This window comes from Marinobacter sp. JSM 1782161 (assembly GCF_011421605.1).
Lineage (GTDB): Bacteria > Pseudomonadota > Gammaproteobacteria > Pseudomonadales > Oleiphilaceae > Marinobacter_A > Marinobacter_A bohaiensis.
The window spans coordinates 2,824,413-2,847,090 of record NZ_WSSA01000002.1 but is presented as its reverse complement, the minus strand read 5'-3'; the positions used below and the strand labels follow the sequence as shown (position 1 = coordinate 2,847,090).

Annotated in this window: 20 protein-coding genes; 13 read left to right on the top strand and 7 right to left on the bottom strand. The window is 61.0% G+C overall.

The window, feature by feature from the left end; all coding sequences use genetic code 11:
* The 9 genes from GQB00_RS12700 to GQB00_RS12660 all read left to right on the top strand — a co-directional run.
* Positions 1-764: bacteriophage T4 gp5 trimerisation domain-containing protein (locus GQB00_RS12700; protein ID WP_165856465.1), on the top strand; the 764-nt coding region annotated here is incomplete at its 5' end.
* Positions 757-1,671 carry a DUF4123 domain-containing protein gene (locus GQB00_RS12695; RefSeq protein ID WP_165856464.1) on the top strand — a complete coding sequence of 305 codons (915 nt, stop codon included), beginning with the start codon at positions 757-759 and terminating at the stop codon, positions 1,669-1,671. The genes GQB00_RS12700 and GQB00_RS12695, both read left to right, overlap by 8 nt.
* Positions 1,671-5,114 (top strand): toxin VasX, encoded by a 3,444-nt coding sequence (locus tag GQB00_RS12690; protein WP_165856463.1) that lies wholly within the window; start codon positions 1,671-1,673, stop codon positions 5,112-5,114. Before GQB00_RS12695 ends, GQB00_RS12690 begins: the two co-directional genes overlap by 1 nt.
* 14 nt (positions 5,115-5,128) lie before the next feature.
* Complete coding sequence (locus GQB00_RS12685; RefSeq protein WP_165856462.1) at positions 5,129-6,427, top strand: hypothetical protein; 1,299 nt, start codon at positions 5,129-5,131, stop codon at positions 6,425-6,427.
* A gap of 320 nt (positions 6,428-6,747) precedes the next feature.
* Positions 6,748-6,870: a hypothetical protein gene (locus GQB00_RS21960; RefSeq protein WP_266096042.1), complete on the top strand. Its 123-nt coding sequence runs from the start codon at positions 6,748-6,750 to the stop codon at positions 6,868-6,870.
* A gap of 82 nt (positions 6,871-6,952) precedes the next feature.
* Positions 6,953-7,963 carry a hypothetical protein gene (locus GQB00_RS12675; RefSeq protein ID WP_165856461.1) on the top strand — a complete coding sequence of 337 codons (1,011 nt, stop codon included), beginning with the start codon at positions 6,953-6,955 and terminating at the stop codon, positions 7,961-7,963.
* Positions 7,964-7,983: 20 nt separating this feature from the next.
* Complete coding sequence (locus GQB00_RS12670) at positions 7,984-9,039, top strand: hypothetical protein (protein WP_165856460.1); 1,056 nt, start codon at positions 7,984-7,986, stop codon at positions 9,037-9,039.
* A 227-nt stretch (positions 9,040-9,266) separates the two neighbouring features.
* Complete coding sequence (locus GQB00_RS12665) at positions 9,267-9,746, top strand: acyl-CoA thioesterase (protein ID WP_111493188.1); 480 nt, start codon at positions 9,267-9,269, stop codon at positions 9,744-9,746.
* 91 nt (positions 9,747-9,837) lie between these two features.
* Entirely contained in the window at positions 9,838-10,704 is an 867-nt protein-coding gene (locus GQB00_RS12660) for a DNA ligase (protein WP_165856459.1), read from the top strand.
* 80 nt (positions 10,705-10,784) lie between these two features.
* Here GQB00_RS12660 and GQB00_RS12655 read toward each other — a convergent pair whose 3' ends face one another.
* Entirely contained in the window at positions 10,785-11,960 is a 1,176-nt protein-coding gene (locus GQB00_RS12655) for an ABC transporter substrate-binding protein (RefSeq protein ID WP_207950684.1), read from the bottom strand.
* Between the two features lie 14 nt (positions 11,961-11,974).
* Entirely contained in the window at positions 11,975-12,592 is a 618-nt protein-coding gene (locus GQB00_RS12650) for an ANTAR domain-containing response regulator (RefSeq protein WP_165856458.1), read from the bottom strand.
* Between the two features lie 415 nt (positions 12,593-13,007).
* Between GQB00_RS12650 and GQB00_RS12645 the strand changes: the two genes are divergently transcribed.
* Entirely contained in the window at positions 13,008-15,647 is a 2,640-nt protein-coding gene (locus GQB00_RS12645; RefSeq protein WP_165856457.1) for a nitrate reductase, read from the top strand.
* A 52-nt stretch (positions 15,648-15,699) separates the two neighbouring features.
* On the opposite strand, the gene GQB00_RS12640 is transcribed toward GQB00_RS12645, so the two are convergent.
* Positions 15,700-16,467: a hypothetical protein gene (locus tag GQB00_RS12640; RefSeq protein WP_228276708.1), complete on the bottom strand. Its 768-nt coding sequence runs from the start codon at positions 16,465-16,467 to the stop codon at positions 15,700-15,702.
* Between the two features lie 249 nt (positions 16,468-16,716).
* Here GQB00_RS12640 and GQB00_RS12635 point away from each other — a divergent pair, with 249 nt between their 5' ends.
* Genes GQB00_RS12635 through GQB00_RS12625 form a run of 3 tightly spaced genes read left to right on the top strand, consistent with a single transcriptional unit; the run spans position 16,717 to position 20,028 of the window.
* The gene (locus GQB00_RS12635) at positions 16,717-17,178 is read left to right on the top strand and encodes a (2Fe-2S)-binding protein (protein WP_111493198.1); all 462 of its coding nucleotides are present in this window, start codon (positions 16,717-16,719) and stop codon (positions 17,176-17,178) included.
* A 3-nt stretch (positions 17,179-17,181) separates the two neighbouring features.
* Positions 17,182-19,377, top strand: a complete 2,196-nt coding sequence (locus tag GQB00_RS12630) for a xanthine dehydrogenase family protein molybdopterin-binding subunit (protein ID WP_165856456.1) — start codon at positions 17,182-17,184, stop codon at positions 19,375-19,377.
* Positions 19,378-19,389: 12 nt separating this feature from the next.
* Positions 19,390-20,028 carry an Isoquinoline 1-oxidoreductase subunit gene (locus GQB00_RS12625; RefSeq protein WP_207950683.1) on the top strand — a complete coding sequence of 213 codons (639 nt, stop codon included), beginning with the start codon at positions 19,390-19,392 and terminating at the stop codon, positions 20,026-20,028.
* A 13-nt stretch (positions 20,029-20,041) separates the two neighbouring features.
* Here the strand turns inward: GQB00_RS12625 and GQB00_RS12620 are convergent, their stop codons facing one another.
* From GQB00_RS12620 to GQB00_RS12605, 4 genes are read right to left on the bottom strand one after another with little or no spacing between them, the layout of a single operon-like run.
* On the bottom strand, positions 20,042-20,932 hold the full coding sequence (locus GQB00_RS12620) for an energy transducer TonB (RefSeq protein ID WP_165856455.1): 891 nt from the start codon (positions 20,930-20,932) through the stop codon (positions 20,042-20,044).
* On the bottom strand, positions 20,929-21,342 hold the full coding sequence (locus GQB00_RS12615) for an ExbD/TolR family protein (RefSeq protein WP_165856454.1): 414 nt from the start codon (positions 21,340-21,342) through the stop codon (positions 20,929-20,931). Before GQB00_RS12615 ends, GQB00_RS12620 begins: the two co-directional genes overlap by 4 nt.
* The gene (locus tag GQB00_RS12610; RefSeq protein WP_165856453.1) at positions 21,339-21,755 is read right to left on the bottom strand and encodes an ExbD/TolR family protein; all 417 of its coding nucleotides are present in this window, start codon (positions 21,753-21,755) and stop codon (positions 21,339-21,341) included. The genes GQB00_RS12615 and GQB00_RS12610 overlap by 4 nt, the downstream gene beginning before the upstream one ends.
* Positions 21,742-22,518, bottom strand: a complete 777-nt coding sequence (locus GQB00_RS12605; RefSeq protein WP_204355692.1) for a MotA/TolQ/ExbB proton channel family protein — start codon at positions 22,516-22,518, stop codon at positions 21,742-21,744. The genes GQB00_RS12610 and GQB00_RS12605 overlap by 14 nt, the downstream gene beginning before the upstream one ends.
* Positions 22,519-22,678: the final 160 nt, after the last annotated feature.

Below are 22,678 nucleotides of genomic sequence, written 5' to 3'. Positions count from 1 at the left end.
TCCTGGACGGGGACCCGGACCAGCCGATCATCACCGGGCGCACCTACCACGCCACCAACACGCCGCCCTACGCGCTGCCGGAACACAAGACAAGAACCACCCTGAAAACCCAGACCCACAAGGGCGAGGGCAGCAACGAACTGCGCTTCGAGGACGAAGCCGATAAAGAACAGATCTACGTCCACGCCCAGAAAGACCTGGACCTGCTCACCGAGAACGACCGCACCGAGGTGGTCCACAACAACAGCCACCTGACCGTCGACAAGGACCGTTACACCCAGATCCAGGCCAACGACCACAGCACCGTGACCGGCGAGAAGCGGGAAAAGGTCGGGGCGGACCACAGCTTCGACGTCACCGGCAGCCTCCACATCAAGGCCGGCACCGCCTGGCTCAGCGAATCCGGCCAGGAACTGCACGTCAAGGCCGGCCAGAAAGCCGTCATCGAAGCCGGCGCCGAAATCACCCTCAAAGGCGGCGGCAGCTTCGTCAAGATCGACCCCAGCGGCGTGGCACTGAGTGGCCCCGCGATCAACCTCAACGCCGGCGGCTCGGCCGGAAGTGGCTCGGGGCAGGCGGCGAAGGTGCCGGAGGTGCCTCAGGGGGTGGCGGCGCATACCGATGAAAAAATCGAGCCGGTCGCCCTCGCGAACGTCCCAGAGCGCACGATCTTCGATGCACCAGCGCAGCGCTCCGCCTTGCAGCAGGGCAAGGCGCTGACATCGGTATGTAGCGCCGGCGATGCGGGTTCTGAAAATGTCTGAAGCGGTGGACTGGAATCGCGGTCTGAGAACTCTGCCCCCAGGGCAGTGGCATTACCTCATGGTGGATGGCAGTCGTTGGCAGGGCGTCGAGCGAAGGCTGTACGACATCGAAGAAACGCCGGTTTACGCGAATTTGTTTTTCGGAACTGATTTTGCGTCCGTCGCGGATGTTGGGCCTTTACTCATTGCCGTCGATCAGAACAGCAGGATTCTGGGTGACTTTGTCCAGAGCAAAGCGATTGAAGAGAGTGGCTATCTGGTTAGCAGCGATACCGCCCTGGACACTCTGGCGGAGCAATTTCGGCATTTTATACTGGCACGTCACCCGCTGGGATACGACCTGATGCTACGCTTTGCGGATCCAGCCGTAGTGCACGCGTTGTTGGGCGCTGACGGCGCTGCATCACTGTCGAGTTTTTGGGGGTCGATTAAGGCCGTAGCGATACCAGACAGTCTGAAGGGGCAATGGATCCACTTGGACGCGCCTGATCATCAAGGGGCTGTCGAAAAAGACAAGGTGAAAACTGTCGAGCTGACGGATCCGCTAATCGACCAGATGGAGCATGTGGATCGCAGGCGCCTGGTCGTGGAACAGGTCCAACATATCGATGCCTTTTTCCCAAATCGCTCTCAACAAACCCCCAGGCTGCAATTGGTTGAATCCCTCGAATACCTCTGCAGTCAGGCCCTTTCCAATGGCTATACCTCAAAACGTGCCCTAACGCATTGGGCCAACGTGTATGGCTACATCGGTATGCCCAATACGACCGATATACCTCTCCACTCGATCTATAGACACCTTTTCGAACGACAGGATGACCCGGAAACCGCTGCGTATCAGGCCGCGGTTACGGCTCAGGAACAAGTAAAAGACAGCGACATGGAACAGTCAGGGAGTGCCGTCTGATGGGAGTTGCACAGAATAATCCGTTGGCTGCGGCTGATCGCAAAAGCTTGGACGACGTCACGGCGCAAGGTTCTTGCCCTCTGACCCGAACCGATATTCAACTGATTCCGGTTCGATACGCCTACGTAGAGGCGGAGGTCAGCAATCCGGCTCTGGATGCGCTTTTCGATCTCAACTTTAAGCCCGTTGGTGTGCGGCAAGCTAGAGACGGCTACCTGTACCTTTTCCACTCAGACGCACCTGATATTTTGCACGAGTACGAGGTAACCAGTGGCGGCGCCGTTACGAAGATCCTATGGAAGGACGGCGAAGCGGCCCAGGATGAGCGGCAAGGATCATCCGATACTCCGGCTATCGTGGTGCCGCGCAGGGGGCATGTTGACGTCCTGTTCTCTTCCAAGCAGCTAACAGCCAAGAAATGCAGCATGTTGATCCAGTGGCGCGACTACCGAGATCAAGTCATGCGAAAAGTGGATCTGTCAGCCAACTGTCCGTTAGACGGTAGCAGTCACCTGCTCAGCAAAGCCGATCTCGAAGAACTGCTTTCTCATCCCGAAGAGCGTGACGTCCCAATGGATGGCCAGGTGGAACTGGGTGCCTGGTACTGGGCACAGGAATCGCTTGATGGCGAGCGCGAACCTTTCGCACATCGTTTGCCTGCCTACGAGCAGGATCATGCTTACCTCGTGGTTGACGACATGACGGGGCACATTGAAGAACTGCTGGATGCCTGGGCCATCGTTGAGACGAATCACAACGCCTGGCTCGAGCGGGAAGACGCGCAATATTATCCGGCTTGCTTCATCAGCGATCTGATTCGCCTGGATGGTCAGCGAATCGGTGAAGTCGCTGCAGCGTTCGCAAACCAAACGGATAATGAGGAGGCCAAGGTCGTCTTTGGGAAAATCGCAGAGGCGACCGCTGAACAAAAAGCCTGGTTTAAACAGCTATTGGAAGATTTGCCCGCCTATCGAGCGAGCGCTAACAAAGTTGGAGGTCCCACCAGCTACGGTTATCTGCCTCCGGATCGCGAGCGCGTTGAACAGATGAAGAGCAGCGCTTCGGCGTTGGGAAGCGAGTTAGGGATCGAGCAGGACGATGTGCTCGAAGCCGTTGAAAACCTGGCTGATTATCAGGAAAACCTCGTCGAAGGGTCCAACTGGAGCGGCAAACAGGGGATTGCGGATCTGGTTCGGCTGGACGAGATGAAAGAGTATCTGGATCAGGCCCATCAGGATCTGGAGAAGTACACAGGCGAAAAAGAGCGAATCGTCGGAGATATAAAGCTACTTTTGGAAAGCTTCTATCTCCATGGCCACCTCTACGACCGTGAAAATGAGGAGACTTACCTTGCCCTACTGGGAATCAATAATTCCCTGGTCACCATTTTGGGCGAATACGCTCAATCAACGGGCGATTTTACGTTCATCAAGAAGTTTTATTTTGAAGAATTCGGTCATCAACACCTGATCTCTCTCGACCTGAAACCCGCTATTTTTTCCGGGACCGTTAAGGATCTGGTCGACGCGTTAAAAAGCTTTCTCGATGCCAAGGGCGGGCCTGCGGCCTACGAGGAATGGGTTCGTCTTATGGAGGAAAGCCCTTACCTTCGTTTCCCGGAATTACCCCAAGGAGCGGCCGAAGAGCTCAGTCATTATCTCGCTATAAAAAACATTCCAGCTCGACTGGAGATCTATAACCTCTTGGAAGCGGCCACCGAGGCTGATCTGCATGGTCGTCTCCGAGGGGTCTTCCAGCGAATGGACCCTGGTTTAAGGGCTTACATCTTCGAAAGTCAGTGTCTGTATAACGTTGATCTGAATATTGCTGATACGGAAACTTTGGTAAAACTGGAAGCGCTGGTAGATGAAATCGACCATTTGTCAACTCGGCACCAGGAAGCGTTCGACGAAGAAAAGCGATTAGAAAACGCGCATCGTCAGGCGGATACCCGTTCACGAAGAAAGCACAAGGATGAATACGATGTACGAGTCCGCGACGTTCGTGCGAGAAAATACAACCTCGCTCAGCAGTTAAAAGAGCGGGGGTTCTCGCTGCTGGATGCATCCCCATTCGAGGGCGGTGAACACACCGGCGCGTTGCTTGTTGGAGGTCTGAGTCGTACGGACTTTGGGCGTTCGGTGCAGAGTGAGCTGGAGAAGATGGAACGCTACCGCCAGCGCGGCGGCCTCACCAAAATCTGGGATTACGGCCGCGGAATCATGCATGGCTCGGATCCAGTTGAAATGCCAAAGCGGATAGGCGGAATGGGGTTGGTTTCGTTTTTGGGATTAATTAGCGCCGTCGGTGCATGGGATGCTTATAAAAAACTTTTGTCCGACAAAGGTAGAGAAAGTTTGCCTGATGTCGTCGCTGGTACAGCTGGAACGATTGGTGCGGCGGCCAGCGTGTTGACAATCATTGGGAGTTCTCGTCTGAATTACTACTACAAACACGTTACGCAGGCAGATGGGATTCTAACAAGATTAGCGCGCGTCAATGTTTGGGGCGGTACTATTGCTGCTTGGGCTGGTTTTATCGGGGCCGTAGCTGATTCGTTTAAGCAATACAATACGATCGTCGACCCAAAGAACTCAGTGGGGACGAGAGTTGGCGGTGGTGTCACTCTTGTTGGTGACGTGTTTTTGGGTTACGGCAGCATTGAGATGGCAATTGAAGGTTCCACTGGTATTGTTCGAGCTCTTCAAAAAAGTGCTATGGATGTAACTTGGAAGTCAGTTCAAAGCGGAATGCTTGAACTGGCTGGCGGACTGTTCCGAGGGCTAAATGCATATCTTTGGATAGGAACAATAATCGTATTCATCGGTAACTGGCTGCAGAATTACTTTGCGCGCAGCGGTGTGCAGGACTGGTGTGAGCAGTGTTATTGGGGCGATGATTCGCGCAGCTGGAATGCTGACGAGCAGCGGCAAGAACTGGCACAGTTGATCTATAAGCCAACACTGTCGGTGATGGCAGAGAAAGAGTCTCTCAGTGGTCAGATGAGTTATTGTGCCTTCCGGCTTGAGTTGCCGGGTTTGTCGGCAATTCAAGCGGCCAATTTTGAGTGGGCCGTCTTTCGTAAACGAGGCACGTCGTTGGATGAAGATCGCGAATATTGGGAAAAGGCCGTTGTCCAACATAGCCTCGGGCAGGCCGGAGTAAGCCTCACAGTATCCCTGACCGGCTCTGATTTGGAATCGACAGATGGCTTCTATCTTGCCTTTCGTTATAAAGCGGCAGAGGCGTCGTCCTGGCTGCCAGAAGATGATAGTGCTTGCTTTTACAAGCTTATGCTCCATGAGCAAGGCAATCTGCCAATGGTTGGGGCGAATGAAACAAAAGAATGGAAAGAAGTTCAGCCCATGGAAGAGCCAGATAGCCAAATGACTTCAGTAATCACCGAGTTCCATTCGCTGGTTGATGATCCCGCCAATTCTTAGTTATGGAAAAGACAATGGATCTAAAAAATGTTTCGGAACCGGCTTGGGAGCCCGGCTTACGTCGGACTGTCAAGAATGGCCATATTCTGGCTCTGAGTCCTGTCCCGGCAACAACTGCGGCCCGTGCGGTCGATGTGAATCACTGGCTGCGAAGAAAGAGCGACGTTTGGCTCGATCTTCAGGGCGGTAATTTGCTCTTCAGTGCGGAGCTTTCTCTCATGTTTTTGAGCTTGAGCTTTCTTACGATAATGGCAGGTATCGGATTGACGACCGCCATTGGAGTTGAGCAGGGGCGTTTGAAATGGGATATGCCGTTGTTCGTGTTTATCTGCAACTTGCTAGTGTCCTTGCCTTGGGGGCTATATGTTCACTTTCAGGCAAACCAAGCAGTTAAAAATGCCCCCCCAATCCGACTGAACCGCCAGCGCCGCCAAGTCGCGATTCCCCGTTGGACAGAGGACCAAGTAACGAATCTGCGGTTCTGGGGGAAAAAGTCTGGGATTAGGGTTTACTTGCTTCTGGTCTTCACTTGTGTCTCGGTTTTCGCTCCGCTTTTTCAAGATGTTGGCTCGCCTGAATATACGCGGACTCTAGTTGCATCATCGCTTACGGTGTTGGTGATTGAGCTATTGTTAGTGGGTGTCTACGTACTCTACGGTCTTCGCCTAAAGCAAAAAATTGGTTCACGGATTGTTTACGAGATTTATCCTTGGGAGAAACTCGTCGCGTTCATCGAAAACCAGACGAACCTCGGCCCCAACCTCATGACTCAGACGGCCGTTCTGACCTTGGCCATACCTAGAGAGGACGACCCGGAAACGGCGCTGGCCGCCGCTCGCATCAACGTTGGCCACGAGACGGCCGGCCTGGCGCAATGGGAATGCATCCGCCGTTTTATGGAAGATGGACCGGACGCCTGCCCGGACCCACGCAACGACGAAACGCTGGCCAACTACAAGGCCAATTGCCGGAAGGCCCGGCAGGAGATGTCATTCTTGCCGTGGCTGGGGAAAAAGGTCGGCGACTGGTTCTTCCAGCGTTATCTGGCCCACATCGTCACCGAACGCCGCAGCCGGAAGATTGCGTTGAAAGGAGTGCCGGACGAACTCAAAGCCTGGTCCGAGTCGTTACCTGAATCCCAGTGGGCTCAGCCTTCGGAAACGCTGCAAAAAACCAATGAGCGGCTGTCCAAGGCGTACGCGCGAGGTCTTAACTTCGCCGAGATGGGGCCGCTTTCCCAATGGGCGGACGGCGCGGAAGAAAAACAGCAGCGGGGTGGACGAAAGGGACGGCCGGTCAAGTCATCTCAATGAGCGTATAGCTTCAAATGAGATGGCTTGACCAGTTGGAGTTGGCGCTTTGGCCTGATTTTCGCGTAGATTTTGTTTTCCCGGCCATACCGTTTCGTACCGGTGACGCGTGGTCACTCGAAGGATATGACTCAACAGATCGCGTTGCGACCGTTTTCCAGTGGCCGCACCGTGGTGCCTTGCCCCCCCACCCTTGCGCCACATTGCCACGCGCTCTGGTATTTTGCCTGAACTCGCAAAACCCGCCCCCATAACCGATCCTTACCGCTATGGAAGCGGACAAACCCGCATCAGACAGCCGTCAACAACAGAGGCCAACCGCCATGCCCGGAACCCAACGTGAAGTAACCCTGAGATTCCTTGCCGAGCCGACCGACCAGAACTTCGGTGGCAAGGTCCACGGCGGGGCTGTGATGAAGTGGATCGATCTGGTGGCCTACGCCTGACGTTAAAGTTTGGGAACGTTCTATAGACAGTTTGAAACCCGCGCCATTAGCTAAATCCTGAATGATGTGGACATCGATTCTCATGCCTGAAGAAATGGATTTAGAAGAAGTCTACGGCAACAATGCCTATCGCAGTGATGCAATTCCAAAACAGAAGCCCATGGAAGAAAAAGGACGTATCGCCAAAGCGGTTGAGGCCGGTGATTTTTTGGAGCGGTTGCCTTGGGGGAATTATTCAGGCCTGGAGGCCAGTGTAAAGCCAGAACATGTAGAGGGTTATCAAACTAGAATCAATGAACATAAGTCCTTCTTTGAAGGATCGGCCTGGACGCATCTGCAAAAACCTAAAGATATGATCAAGGGGCGTTGGCAGATATTGCTTCAGCTTGCTGGTTCTTTTGCTGATAAAGGGCTTTTCAAAGCTATTATGGCCTGTGTCGTTTTGGCTCCGATTTTTTTGTATGTCGTTGAGGGGCAGGTCGAGTACTTATTTGCTGGCTTGAAGTTTATTTTCGGAGCCATCGTTTTGCATTTATTTTTTCGATTTCCATTTGTCTGGGTTCTCGAACGCAATCCAAGTTTAATCATGAAAGATCTGGGTTGCGGTTATTTTCGCGCCACTGGCATGGTCAAATTCCGTACTTGGCGCGAGCAAACGTTTGAAGCCCCCTTCATTGAGTTTGATCCCTATATTTCCTTCCAGACCCTGCCCAACGCGGCGGTTACCTATAAGCTGCTTCTTCAGCATCGATATTCCGGTTGGCAGACCACCGTGATTAAAGTAGGTCAGGCCAACAAAGCCGAACTCTATGCTCATTGGGATCAACTCCAACGCTATATGGATGTGACCCAGCCTTTGCCGGACATACCGGATTTGGAACCCTATCGTTCCAAGGACCCCACCACCGCTGCTTTTGATGCGGCTGGCAAGCGTGGACGCCCAGACGATTACTGGCTGACGCTCGATCTGAATGGGTGGAAAAGCGAGGGGTACCCGGCCCATCTGAAGAAGATCAGGGAGTTTCCGTGGGATACCCTCGAAGACAAGATGGAAGCCAGTGTTCCAAACCTGCGTGAAGCGGCGATGGTATAGCCTGAGAGCGGATCTTTTTAGTGAATAATATGGCGGCAATGAAAGACGGGGTTGATGGTTATTATGGGAATTCAGCCTACCATCCGGATAAGCTGCCAAAGCAGCGTCCGCAGCACTCGGACCCAAACCAGTCGGCGCTAAAACGCATGATGTCAGTCAGGTTGCCATGGGGAAACGCTGACGACGTCGCGCCTGATAGGATTTACACAGTCGCAACACCACAACTACTGCGTCGAGTCGAGCAGTATGGCAACGTGTTGGACAGTATTAATGATCAAGGGGAAATGGATCATGAGTGTTTTCGTTTTGCCCCATTAGCGAAAAGGGTTCAGATATTGGATTTGATGGAGGGCCTATCTAAGCTTGCTGTGAAAATTTTGGTCCCACTTACGATCGTTACATTGCTATTAGCTTGGTCTGCTACTTCGAACGATGCTTACTGGCAAGATATCATCAATCACTGGTTGTTTTTCGCTTGTCTGATTGGGATTCCTGGGGGAATCTGGTTGATATCGGACTTTCTGATCAAGCATTGTCTACGCTGGATTCTCAAAGCCGGAAAAGGTCCCATATGGGAACTCAACAGACGCACCGGTATCGTGACCGTCTGGAAGTACCCGTTCAAAATCCCGTTTTTTCCGCGCGGCAAGCCAGATGCCAAACAGTTCCCGTTTATCGAGTTCGATGCCTGGGTCAGCGCCCGAGCAGACCGCTATGGTGCGTTGAACCGGCTGCGGCTTTTCCACCGTTATAGCCAATGCGAAGTCGACATCGGGGCAGCGACGGGCGATCACAGCCTGCCGGAGTCCTGTTATGCCATGTGGGATTTTATCCAGAACTACATGGACGTCAGCCGACCCCTGCCTGATATTCCGGTATTGGAACCCTATCGTCACAAGGACCCGGTGACCGCCGAGCACGATCGTCAAACCAACCGCCCCGAACGTTATTGGCGTGATATGGACGATGAGACGTTCAAGGCCCGCGAGAGCGAAATGAACCTCAACGTGCGAATGATGAGTATGCTGAGCCGGGAAAATATCATGGCCGGCAAGGTCGTTTACTCGAGTAGTTAGGCCATGCGTTTTTATGGCGAGCAAAGCGAGCACGGGAAGTTCGTTTTGCTTCCCACCCCGTTAATGATCTCAGTCGGCAAGCCGAAGGCCGTTAAACCGTTGCTTGGCCCGCGATATTCCTCGAAACTGTAGCCACCTCGCAAAACCCGCCCCCATAACCGATCCTTACCGCTATGGAAGCGGACAAACCCGCATCAGACAGCCGTCAACAACAGAGGCCAACCGCCATGCCCGGAACCCAACGTGAAGTAACCCTGAGATTCCTTGCCGAGCCGACCGACCAGAACTTCGGTGGCAAGGTCCACGGCGGGGCTGTGATGAAGTGGATCGATCTGGCAGCCTATGCCTGCGCTGCGGGGTGGAGCGGTAAGTACTGCATCACCGCCTACGCTGGCGGGATCCGGTTCGTGAAGCCGATCCTGGTGGGCAATCTGGTGGAGGTGAATGCCAAGGTGGTGCTCACCGGGAACACGTCCATGCACATCGCCATCGATGTGGAAGCCGGGCACCCGACGGAAACGGAGCGGTCGACCACCACCCGCTGCATCGTGATCATGGTGGCGGTGGACGATCAGGGCCAGCCGAGTCCGATCCCGGCCTGGGTGCCGACGGATCCGATCGACATCGAGCAGCGGGATTCCGCCCAGCGGCTGATGGACATGCGCAAGAAGCTGCAGGAGGAGACGGTGCACGTGCACGGGCTCTGATCGCCGCCTGTAAACAGCCGATGGGCAGCCGGCCTCACGGAGGGGGCCGCTGACCACACACGTTTTCATTCAATGACACAGGGAGTGTGCCATGATCCATACCCACCCGCGCCCGTGGGCGTCCTTGCTTGTTCTCGTTCTCGTTTTTCTGTTGGCCGGGCCGGCGATGGCCGGTGTCCCGCAGCTCACGTTGGCCCAGGTGTACGAGCAGGGCGTGCCTTTGGAAGACTACTGGGTCAGCGAAAAGCTGGACGGCGTGCGCGCCTATTGGGACGGTGACAAGCTCGTCTCGCGCCAGGGCCACCGCTTTCACGCGCCCGACTGGTTCACCCGGGATTTTCCGGACACGCCCATGGACGGCGAGCTCTGGATGGGGCGCGGCACCTTCGCCGAGCTGTCCGGGGTGGTGCGCAAGCTTGAGCCGGTGGATGCCGAATGGCGTCAGGTCCACTACGAGATCTTCGACCTGCCGGCGCATCCCGGCCCCTTCTCGGAACGCGTTGCGGCGATGCAGCGTCTGCTGCAACCCTCGCCATCGCCCTACCTGGCGATGATCGAACAAACCCGGGGCACCACTCACATGGCGCTGATGGACCGACTCGATGATGTGGTGGCCGCTGGCGCCGAAGGGCTGATGCTCCATCGCAGCGACAGCCTTTACCACGCCGGCCGTAACGACGATCTGTTGAAGGTGAAAAAGTACCAGGACGCGGAAGCCGACGTAGTGGGCTATTCACCCGGCAAGGGCAAATACGAGGGCATGCTGGGCGCTCTGGTGGTGGAGCGGTCGGACGGGCGGCGATTCAAGCTGGGTACGGGCTTCAGCGACGAGCAGCGGGCGCATCCGCCGGCGATGGGGGCGACGGTCACCTACAAGTTCTACGGCTACACATCCACCGGCCTGCCGCGTTTCGCCAGTTTTATGCGGGTGCGTGACGACGAGCCAGCGGAAGAATAGTCGCCGGGTTGGGAGCGGTCGGGGCAGGGCGCTTTCGGAGGTTTTCAAGCGGTTCTTCAGAGGGAGCAGCGCGCGGCGGGCTAGCCCGGCCAGCGGTGAATCTGCTCGCCGATCAGCGTATCGCCCGCCACGTTGACCGGCCCTTCGCGGCCTTCGATGACGTGGCTGAGGTAATGATTGCCCTCGGTTTTGGCGTCCACCTTGGGCGTGTCGATGCCGGCATCCCGGGCGGCTTCCCGGAAGATGGCCGGTTTGACGATGGTGCGGATGTCCTCGGCACTGGCGTCGTCGAGCTGGCCCCAGCGCGCCAGGCGCGTGGTGAGCCAGTGAGCCTGGGACAGCCAGGGGAAGTTCGCACTGTCGCGGAAAAAGTGCTGGTGCAGGCGCGGATGGAACAGGGAGAACGGGTGACCGTCCAGGGCCTGCACCTGGTTACCCAGGTAGCGTTCGTCCGAGAGGATGTCGCGCAGGGCCGGATGGTGGTCCGGGTCGTCCAGCCACTGGCAGGCGCGTAGCAGCACGCGGATCAGCCGGCGATGGATCTCCGGATGCTGTTCGGCCCAGTCCTGCCGCATGCCCAGCACTTTCTCCGGGGAGTTCTGCCAGATCTGGTGACCGGCGTGCAGGATGACGCCCAGGTCCTGCCATTCCAGCAGGCTGTTCCAGGGCTCGCCCACGCAGCAGCCTTCGATGGCGCCGGCGCGGAACGCGTCCATCATCTGGATGGGGGAAACCGGAACGATCTGGATGTGCTGGCGGGCGTCCGGGCCGGCTGACGCGACCCAGTCGCGCAGTTGCAGGTCGTGACTTGACCAAGGCGCGACCGACGCCAGCTGGATCGGCGAGCCGCGACGCTGGGCCACATCGACCAGCGCGCGGGCTGAGGCCAGCGGGTCGTTGCGATCGGCGCCGGCCGACACCAGCTTGGGATAGAGGGACGTGGACACGGTGATGCCGTTACCGTTGCGGCTCAGCACCATGGCGGTGGTGATGGGCACGCGCGGGCGATCCATGGCCAGGGCCATGGCCAGCGGCATGGGTGCCAGCATGTGGGCCCCGTCCAGCAGGCCAAACGACACCTTGTCGCGCAGGGACGCCCAGGACCCTTCACGGACCAGTTCCACGTCCAGGCCTTCGCGGAAGAACAGCCCCAGTTCGTGGGCGATGATCAGCGGCGCACTGTCGAGCAGCGGAACGAAGCCCAGCCTCAACTTGAAGCCCTTGCGGCGGTGCAGCGGAATCGGGTCGGCCACCATCGGTACCTCCCGCGTCAGGATGCGCGCTGGAGGTTGCCGGCGTCATCCTTGCCGAGCATGTCGATCACCCGCTGGGCAATCTGCCCCATGCGCAGGCTGTGGTCCATGGCGGCTTTCTGCAGCACGCGGTAGGCCTCGGCCTCGTCGCACTGTTCGCGTTTCATGATCAGGCCCTTGGCGCGGTCGATCAACTTGCGCTCTTCCAGCTGCGTGCGGGTCTCCTGCAGCTCTTCGCGCAGGGACTGGAACGCCTCGAAGCGGGCCACGGCGGTGTCGATGATGCCGCGCACGTGTTGCGGCTGGATGCCGTCCACCACGTAGGCGCTCACACCGGCGCGCACGGCCGCCTGGATGGTGTTGCGGTCGCTCTGCTCCTGGGCGAAGAACACGATCGGGCGCGGCGCATGGTCGTTGAGCGTGCTCATGTTTTCCAGGGTGTCCCGGTCCGGCAGGTCCATGTCGATAATGACCATGTCCGGCTCGTCGCGGGCCACCGCAGCGGTCAGGCCGACCGCGTTGGGGCGGTGGCTGATGACCTCATGGCCTTCCGCCTCAAGCGCCTTGCGGACGGTGTCGGCACGCTCGGTGTCGTCGTCGATCAACAGGATTCGGAGTGGTTCAAAAGCGTTCATGGCTATGTCCTCGGATGTCTGTCCGGGAATAAGCAACTTCCTGACCAGATCCCGGGGTTATTTCAGTAAGTCTCTGAAATGCTGATTTTTTACGATAATTGAGAAAGTCAGGGGTTGGCGCCGGGCCGGTTTTGGTTGATCCAAACCGGTTCAATTTTGGGCGCTTTGCACTGTTTTGGGTGCTGGCTGGGCCGATTTGCCCGGGAATCGTGGGGTTTCGTCTGGCCTTAAACTTGCTTTCGACATGGACAGATACATTTTGCGCAGGCTGCGGCGAGAATCGCCCGTCGGCGCCGACAAGGTCCAGGCAACGAAGCCCGGGCGTGACGAGGCCAGTTTTCCAGGCCGTCGTCGCGCCCGGGTTTTTTTATGGGTGCCGGACCGGGAGCAGCAAAGGTCCGTGAGCAACGAGGCAATGACAACCTGCAAAACCACCTGTCCCTACTGCGGCGTCGGCTGCGGCGTACTGGCTGATCCCAGAGGCGCGGTTCGCGGCGACGACAGCCATCCGGCCAACCGTGGGCGCCTGTGCGTCAAGGGTTCCAGCCTGCACGAGACTCTCGGCGACCACGGGCGCCTGCTGGCCCCGCGCGTTGACGGACAACGGGTGTCCTGGGACCAGGCCATCCAGGCCGGCGCCGACGCCATCCGCGAGGCAGTCGAGACTTACGGGCCGGGGTCCGTGGGCTTCTATCTGTCCGGCCAACTGCTCACCGAGGACTACTACGCCGCCAACAAGCTGGCCAAGGGCTTTATCGGCACGCCCCACGTGGATACCAATTCGCGGCTGTGCATGTCGTCCGCCGTGGCCGCCCACAAGCGGGCCTTCGGGGCGGACGTGGTGCCAGGCTGCTACGAGGACCTGGAGCTGGCCGACCTGCTGGTGCTGGTGGGCAGCAACGCCGCCTGGAACCACCCGATCCTGTTCCAGCGCATGAAGGCCGCCGCGCCGGCGGGCCGGCGCGTGGTGGTGATCGACCCGCGCCACACCGCCACCAGCGATCTGGCCGACCTGCATCTGAGCTTGCGCCCGGGCAGCGATGCCCTGCTGTTCAACGGGCTGCTGGCCTGGCTGGCGGAGCAGGGGCGGCTGGACAAGAACTATATCGACGATCACTGCGAAGGCTTCGACCGTGCGCTGGTCGCCGCGAGAGAGACTGCGCCCAGCGTGGCCGCGGTGGCGGCCGGGTGCGATCTGGACGAAGCCGAGGTGTTGCGGTTCTTCCAGTGGTTTGCCGAGCACGACCGCACCGTGACGATGTTCTCCCAGGGGGTGAACCAGTCCAGCTCGGGCACCGACAAGGGCAACGCCCTGATCAACTGTCACCTGGCGACCGGTCGGGTAGGCAAGCCCGGGGCGTCGCCGTTCTCCATCACCGGCCAGCCCAACGCCATGGGCGGTCGGGAAGTGGGCGGACTGGCCAACACCCTGGCGGCGCATATGGATTACGACAAGCCCGCCGACCGGGACCGGGTTACGCGTTTCTGGCAGTCGCCGGGGCTGGCGGACGGGCCGGGCTACAAGGCGGTGGACCTGTTCGACGCGGTGCATCGCGGCGACATCAAGGTGCTCTGGATCATGGCGACGAATCCGGCGGTGAGCCTGCCCGACAACGACCGCGTGCGCGAGGCGCTGGAACGCTGCCCTACGGTCATCGTCTCCGACTGCGTAGCGGACACGGACACCGCCGCCTACGCCCGCATCCAGCTACCCGCCGCCGGCTGGGGCGAAAAGGACGGCACGGTGACTAACTCGGAACGCCGTATCTCCCGGCAGCGCGCCTTCCTGCCGCTGGCCGGCGAGGCAAAACCCGACTGGTGGATCATCAGCCGGATGGGGCAGGCGCTGGGTCACGGTGCGGCGTTCGACTATCAGGCGCCTGTGGATATCTTTCGGGAGCACGCGGCGCTGTCGGCGTTCGAGAACGACGGGCAGCGGGCCTTCGACCTCGGCGGCCTGAGCCGGATTCCGGCCGCCGATTACGACGCGCTGGCGCCGATCCAGTGGCCGGTCAACGCGCAGCATCCGGAGGGGCGCGCGCGCCTGTTCGGCGACGGCCGGTTCGCCACCGCGGACCACCGGGCCCGGTTTGTTGCCATAAGCCCCGAATCACCGCATCAGCGCCCGGACGCGGACTACCCGCTGATCGTCAACAGCGGCCGCATCCGCGATCACTGGCACACCATGACCCGCACCGGCCGCGCCGCGCGTCTCTGGCAGCATCGCGCCGAGCCGTTCATCGAGGTGCATCCCGACGATCTGGCCCGGCTGGGTCTGGAGGCCGGGCAGTTGGGCCAGCTCGACGGACCCTGGGGGCGTTTCGCCGGCCGCATCCAGTCGGTACCGGAACAGCGCCGGGGCGAGGTGTTCGTGCCGATCCACTGGAACCGGCAGTTTGCCAGCGACGCCCTGGCATCCCGGCTGATGGGCGCGGTGGTGGACCCCGTATCGGGGCAACCGGAGTCCAAGCACGGCGTGGCCCGCCTGACGGCGCTCAACACCCGTTGGGAGGCGCGCATCCTGTGCAGTCCGGATTTCCCCCGCTACTGGCAGGCGGAGCAATGGGCCCGGGTGCCGCTGGATGGCTGCGAAAGCTGGTGGCTGGCCGGGGAACAGACACCCGACTGGCCGGACTGGGCCGGACGCTGGCTGGGCGGGCGGCCCCAGATTGAAATGGCCGACGCCCGGGTCGGGCGCTACCGGGCGGCCCGTTTTCATCAGGGCCGGTTGTTGGCCCTGCTGATGGTTGAGCCCGCCGGGGGTGCGTTTCCGGATCTGGGTTGGCTCGCCGGGTGTTTCGCCCGCGAATCACTGTCGGCGAACGAGCGCCGCGCCATCCTGGCCGGGCGCGATGCCGATCAGCCGGACATCGGCCCGGTGGTGTGCAGCTGCTTCCAGGTGGGGCAGAAACAGATCGAGGCGGCGGTCGAGGCGGGTGCCGACTCGGTCGAGTCCCTGGGGGACAAACTCAGGTGCGGGACCAACTGTGGCTCCTGCATACCGGAAATCCGCAAATGCCTGGCCGAGCCGTCGGTGACGCAGGAAGCCGGGTGAACAATCCCCGTATTTAGGGAAAGGGGCTCAGGAGCAGGAAGGGTAAGGGACGCTAGCGGTGCGTCAGCATCGACAGCGGCACCCGGTAGCGCGCGCCACGCCAGCGGCCGGTGCCCTGCACCGTACAGGTCCGGCGATTGACTCGAATCACCCGCCCTTCCCGGGGGCGCTCCTCATGACCGAAGCGCACATCATCCCCCACCGCAAACCGGCGGCTGTCGGCTTCCGCGGCGACCAGATCCATCTCCTCCCGCGGTAAAACGATGCCCCGACCTTCGCACTGATCGACCAAGTGATGGCGCACCGCGCGGGCGCCGCCGCTGGCGTGCAGTTCATCCAGGATCTTGTAGAACGCCGCGTTGTGAACCGACCCGTGCCGGCGCCCGCCGCTGATGCTCTGCAGCAGGTGCGCGAACTCGTGGCAGCAGGTGTGGGCAAGCAGGTTGGCGGTGGACACCTCGCCGTCGAAGTAGCCGCGCCGCTGGATTTCACGGGTGGAGAGCCAGCCCTGGCTGCTGTGGGCTTCGAACTTGGCGGCCACCATGCGCTGGCCGTAGGTGATCAGGTGCTCGCCGTTGGCCGGATCGAAGCGGTGGTAGGTGGCCTGCCCGCGACCGGCGCGGCAGGTCAGCTCGCTCTTGCGTGAGCGCTGGCGGACCCAGTCCCGGGCCGGTTGCCAGAGAACGTTTTCGGTGGCGCTGCCCATAAGCTGGGCAATCTGCTGTGCGGTTTCCGGGCTGACTGGCATGAGCTCGATGGTTAGCTGCGATCGGTAGGCGTGACTCCCGAAAACGATAATCGCCCCGGGTCGTCGAGGCAACCCCGGAAGTCCGGCTGACTTGTCCAAACCTGCTGCAGGATTTGCCAAGGATTGGGTTTGTAAGCGCTACGTCGCCTGACTAGCTTTAAAGGAACGCTCCAAACAGCAATGACTGGCCGAGCATGCTTTCTGCCCCGAGCCGGGATCCAGCCAGTCGTTCCCGATAATAAAAGAGCCCGACGGTTGCCGGTGTTGCCCCTTTTCGTAGGCAGCGCCGATCAGTCGGGCTGTTCCTGATGGGAGGCCGTTATGGCATTCACGTTCCAGCTCAATGGCAAAGAGGTGACCGCGGACGTCGAGCCCGACACCCCGTTGCTATGGGTGCTCCGCGATCATTTTGGACTGACCGGCACCAAGTTCGGCTGCGGCATCGCCCAGTGCGGCGCCTGTACCGTCCACATGAATGGGCTCACCCGGCGTTCCTGCATCACGCCCATCTCGCAGGTGGACGGTGGTCAGGTGGTCACCATCGAGGGGCTGGGCGGGCGCGAAGCCCAGGCCGTGCAGGATGCCTGGGTGGCGCTGGACGTGCCCCAGTGCGGATTCTGCCAGTCCGGTCAGGTGATGTCCGCCGCCGCCCTGCTGCGGGAAATCCCCAAGCCCACCGATGACAACATCGACCAGGCGATGGCCGGCAACATTTGCCGTTGCGCCACCTACGTGCGCATCCGCAAGGCCATTCACCAGGCGGCGCAGACGCTGGAGGGCTGATCCATGACGTATCCATTTCGCGTTGAGACGCCGCAGGAGCGGGGGCTGACCCGTCGCGGTTTCCTCAAGGGCTCGGCGGCGGTCGCCACCAGTCTGGTCATCGGGGCCCACCTGCCGGGGCGGGCGTTCGCAGAAGCGGCCTCATCGGCGGCCAACAGCGGGGCCATGGCGCCCAACGCCTTCGTCCGGATCGATCCGGACAGCACGGTGACGGTCATCGTCAAACACATCGAGTTCGGCCAGGGGCCGGTGACCGGCCTGGCCACGCTGGTGGCGGAAGAGCTGGACGCGGACTGGGGCCAGATGAAGGCGGAACTGGCCCCAGCCAATACCGAAAAGTACACCAACGCGCTGTTCGGCTTACAGGGCACCGGCGGCTCCACCGCCATGGCCAGCTCCTACGAGCCGATGCGCAAGGCCGGGGCGGCGGCCCGGGCCATGCTCGTGCAGGCGGCCGCCAAGCGCTGGCAGGTGGAGCCTTCGGCGATCACCGTCGAGAGGGGCGAAGTCCGTCACGGTGACCACAGCGCTTCGTTTGGCGAACTGGTGGCGGAGGCGGCGCAGGTAGCGCCTCCCAGCGATCCGCCGCTGAAATCACCGGACGACTTCAAGCTGATCGGCACCCAGCTGACGAAGCTGGATTCCCGCGACAAATCCGACGGCAAACAGATGTTCACGCTGGATCGTTATCCCGAGCAGCTGGTGGTCGCCACCATCCTGCATCCGCCGGTCTTCGGCGCCACCGTGGCCTCGGTGGACGATGCCGCCGCGCGGGCGGTGAAGGGGGTTATCGACGTCAAGACCGTGCCCGCCGGCGTGGCCGTCTACGCCGAGAACACCCATGCCGCATTGAAAGGCCGCAAGGCGCTGAACGTGTCCTGGGATGAGAGCCAGGGGGAAACCCGCTCCACCCAGCGGATGGAGCAGGATTACAGCCAGGCTGTGAAACAGCCGGGGCTGGACGCCCGGCTTGAAGGCGACGTGGAGGCGGCCCTGGCCTCCGCCGACACCGTGATCGAGGCGGAATACTACTTCCCGTTCCTGGCGCACGCGCCGATGGAAACCCTCGATGCTGTGATCCGCTTCCGGGAGGGCCTGGTTGAGGCCTGGATGGGGACGCAGATCCAGACCATGGACCATGGCGCCATCGCCCAGGTGTTCGGCGTGCCGCCGGAGAAGGTGTCGCTGTACACCGAATACGCCGGTGGCAGCTTCGGCCGCCGGGCACAACCGGGTGGCGAGTTTGCGGCGGAAGCGGCCCAGGTGGCCAAGGCGCTGGGCTCGGAGCGCCCGGTCAAACTGATGTGGACCCGGGAAAACGACATCCAGGGCGGCCGTTACCGACCGCTGGCGGTGCATCGCCTGCGCGGCGGGCTGGACAGCGACGGCAACATCGTCGCCTGGGATCAGCAGATTGCGGTGCAGTCGTTCATGAAAGGCACCGCGTTTGAGAAGTTCATGATCAAGGACGGCATCGATGCCACCGCCGTGGAAGGCTCCAAGGAGCTGCCGTACGGGGTGCCTAACCTGCGGGTGGGGCAGCATCTGATGGACAACGGCGTGCCCGCGCTCTGGTGGCGGTCCGTGGAACACACCCACAACGCTTACGCCAACGAAACCTTCCTGGATGAGTTGCTGGAACGAGCCGGGACCGATCCGGTGAAAGGACGTCTGGCGCTGCTGGGTGACAAGCACCCGCGGCACAGCGGCGTGCTGAAAAAGGTGGCCGACATGGTCGACGCCGCGGGCAGCGTGCCGGACGGGCGCGCCCGAGGGGTGGCTGTGCACAAGAGCTTCGGCAGTTTCGTGGCGCAGATCGCGGAAGTGTCCGACAACGGCTCGGGCGAACCGCGGGTGCATAAGATCTGGTGTGCGGTGGACTGCGGCGTGCCGGTCAATCCGGACGTTATCCGCGCCCAGATGGAAGGCGGCATCGGCTATGGCATCGGCGCCGTGCTCTACGACGCCATCACCCTCGGCGACGGCGGCCGGGTGGAGCAGGCTAACTTCGATCGCTACCGCTCCCTGCGCATCAACGAAATGCCCGATGTGGAGGTGGAAGTGATTCGCTCCGCCGAACCGCCCACCGGTGTGGGGGAGCCCGGCACACCGCCCTCCGGCCCGGCCATCGCCAACGCCTGGCGACGGCTGACCGGCAAGAGCGTTTACCGGTTACCCCTGGTTCCGATCGTCAGCTGAGGAGGCGACACCATGACTCGTACCATCATAGCCATCGCCTGTGCCGCCCTCGTGTCGCTGGCTCTGAGCCTGAAAATCGGCTCCGCCATCGCCGCTGACGAGCCGGTGGCAGAGAGCGACACACTGCGCTCGCCCGAATCGTTTGCCGACATCCAGGAGCCTGCCGAGCGCTCTGTCGCGATGTTCAACGAAATGGGCAAGGTGCTGACCCATCCCCGCTGCGTGGCCTGCCATCCCAGGGGCGACACGCCGCTGCAGGGCATGAGCCTGCAGGCGCACCAGCCACCGGTCGTCCGGGGCGTCGGTGGCATGGGCGCTGCGGGCATGCGCTGCTCCACCTGCCACGGCGAAGAGAACGTGGCCTTCGACACCGCCGAGGGCTCCATTCCCGGACACCCGGGCTGGCGGCTGGCGCCGGCATCCATGGCCTGGGAGGGCAAGAGCCTCGCCCAGATCTGCGAGCAGCTCAAAGACCCCGAACGCAGCCACATGACGCTGGAGGAACTGCAGAAACACAACGCCGAAGACGGCCTGGTCGGCTGGGGCTGGCATCCCGGAGAAGGGCGGATTCCCGTGCCCGGGACCCAGGCCATTTTCGGGGAACTGACCCAGGCGTGGATTGATACCGGGGCGGTCTGTCCGGAGGGCTGAGCGTGATTGGCGCCTACCGCAACTGATACCGGATCGGGATGGTAAATGCGAAGCTCTTGCCCTGCATGCTGTCCGGCACGGCCGGTAGCGGGTCGCTGGAGCGGATGATCTCCAGCGCGGCTTCGTCCAGGATGCGGAAGCGGGAACTGGTCGCGATGGACGCGGAGATCAGGTCGCCGTGGCGATCGAACTCGAAGCGTACCACCGGTGTGCCTTCCTGTCCACGGCGACGCGCCCGGCGTGGGTATTCGTAATGCTGCGCCAGGTGCCGGTTGAGTTTCGACAGGTAACTGTCCTCGGCGTCGGAGCGCCCGGCGGTCAGCTCCACCTGTTGCGGCTGGGACGCACCCGGCTCGCCTTGCGTTGACGAGCTGGATGTCTTCTCGGCCGTTGTCGCGCCTGGGGCGGTTGCGCTGTCGGTCGCCGCCCGGGCGGTTTGTTCCGGCTCTGGCTTGGGCTCCGGTTTTGGATCGGGCTTGGGTTCCGGTTTGGGCGTGGGCTCGGGCGTTGGCTCCGGCTTGGGCACTGGCTTCGGATCCGGCTTTGGCTCGGGTTTTGGTTTAGGCTCCGGTTTCGGCTCTGGCTCTGGCTTTGGCTTTGGCTTCGGTTTGGGTTCCGGTTCCGGCTTGGGTTCGGGTTTGGGTTCAGGTTCAGGTTCAGGCGGCTGTTCCGCCTGCGGTTCCGGTTTGGGTTTCTGGGGTTCCGCCGTCGGTTCGGGGTCGCCGGTGGCGGCCTGCTCGGCGTTGGGGCTGGCCAGGCTGAGACTGATAACGGCCTGTGCCGTAACGTTGCCATTGCCTTTGGGCGCCGGGATGGTCTCCGACGAGCGTGCGAAAAGGTAGCCCACCCCCAGGGCGATGGCCAGGGCGACAATGGCGAAGACGAAGCGGATAGCGGTGCTCACAGTCTGGGCTCCGTCAGCAGGGTGACCTTGTCGTAACCGGCCTGTTCCAGGGTGTGTAGCAGGCTCTCCAGATCGTCCAGGGTAATGCCGGCATCGGCCGCAATACGCAGCGGTCGGGAGGCATCGGGCCTGGGCAACTGCTGCAACAGTTGCTCGCGTGGGACGACCTGCTTGCCGATCTGCCAGTCGCCGTCGGCGGTGACCATCATGTCGGCTTTCGGCGCACTGCTTTCGCCTTCCTCTGCCGTGCCCGGCAGTGTCGGCAACGGATCGTCGGTCAGATGCCCCGCCACGATGAAGAACAGCAGCAGCAGGAAGACCAGGTTGATCAGCGGCAGCATCGCGTCTTCCACGCGATCGAGCAGGTTACGGCCGTCACCGTCCTGGGATTGGGGGAGCAGTGGCTTCATTGGGGGTCGTTTACGTCTGTATCGCTCTGTGAGGTCCGCCGCCAGTGGGTGTTTATGCCCGCTGACTGGAGCCGGGTCAGGCCTGCGGTGAAGGTGCCCAGCGGGACATCGCCTTCGGTTTCCAGGTTCACTTCGCGTTCGCCGGCGCGCAGCAGCGCATCGGCCAGCGACGTCGCGCTCAGGGTGCGTTCATCCCACTGGATCCGGCCGTCGGCTTCCATAACCAGCTCCGGCAGGGGCTCGCCTTCTTCACCGCCGCCGCTGGTCCCGGTGCGGTTGTCCAGATCCAGGTGGCTGGTAGGCGCCAGGCGCGAGGTCACCATGAAGAACACCAGCAGGATGAAGACAACGTCGATCAACGGGGTCATCCGGATCGGCAGGCGCCGGCGCGGACGGGGATCAACCAGCTGCATGGGCGAACCGCTTCTCCTCGCCGGCTTCCCTGAGTTCGACCTGCTCCTGCCTGGTTTCGCTCTGTACCTGCGGTTGAGGGGCCTGGTGCATGTCCTCGGTGACCGACAACACCCGCACCAGCAGGTCGTTCATGTGACTGCTCAGGCGGCGCAGGCGGAACTCGATCCAGGCGGCCATGGCCGCCATGGGGATGGCGATGACCAGGCCCGCCGCGGTGGTCATCAGCGCCTGGTAAATACCGCCACTGAGCTGGCTGGCGCTGGCGCGCCCTTCCGTGGACGCCATGGTGCTGAAGGCCTCCATCATGCCCATCACCGTGCCCAGCAGGCCCAGCAGGGGCGCCAGGGCGGCGATCACTTCGATAATCTTGAGAGGCGACTCGAACGGCTGCAGGGCGCGCTGGGCAAGGCGTGCGATATTTTCACGCTGCTGGGTTTCCGACGCACTGCCCAGCGCGCCGCGCATGGCGGTTTCGACCAGGGCCGGCAGGGGGTTGAACCGGTTCAGTCCGGAACGGGTCGCGTGGATGTCGTCAGCCAGTTCCGGGGAGGGCGCGGATTCCCACTGATCGACTTCGGCGCGAATCCGGCGTGAGCTGCGCGGCGCGAACAACGCGCCGACCAGTACGACGTAGATGAAGGTCGCCAGGCCAATCAAGGCCAGGACCAGAAGCACGCCCATGACCGGGCCGCCGTAATCCAGGAGCTGACTGATGGGGCCAAACTGACCTGCGGCGCTGACAGTGGCGGATGATTCAGGCACGGTGGATTCTCCCGGGAATAAAAGCTGAAGTTCAAATAATAACGATTCTTATTAGACTACGCTACCTAAAGGATACAGGCAGGTCATGACGGGTCTGTTAGACTGGGTATCGAAGGTTAAGGGTCGGAGATAAGGCGAACCCGGCCCGGTGATGCCCGTT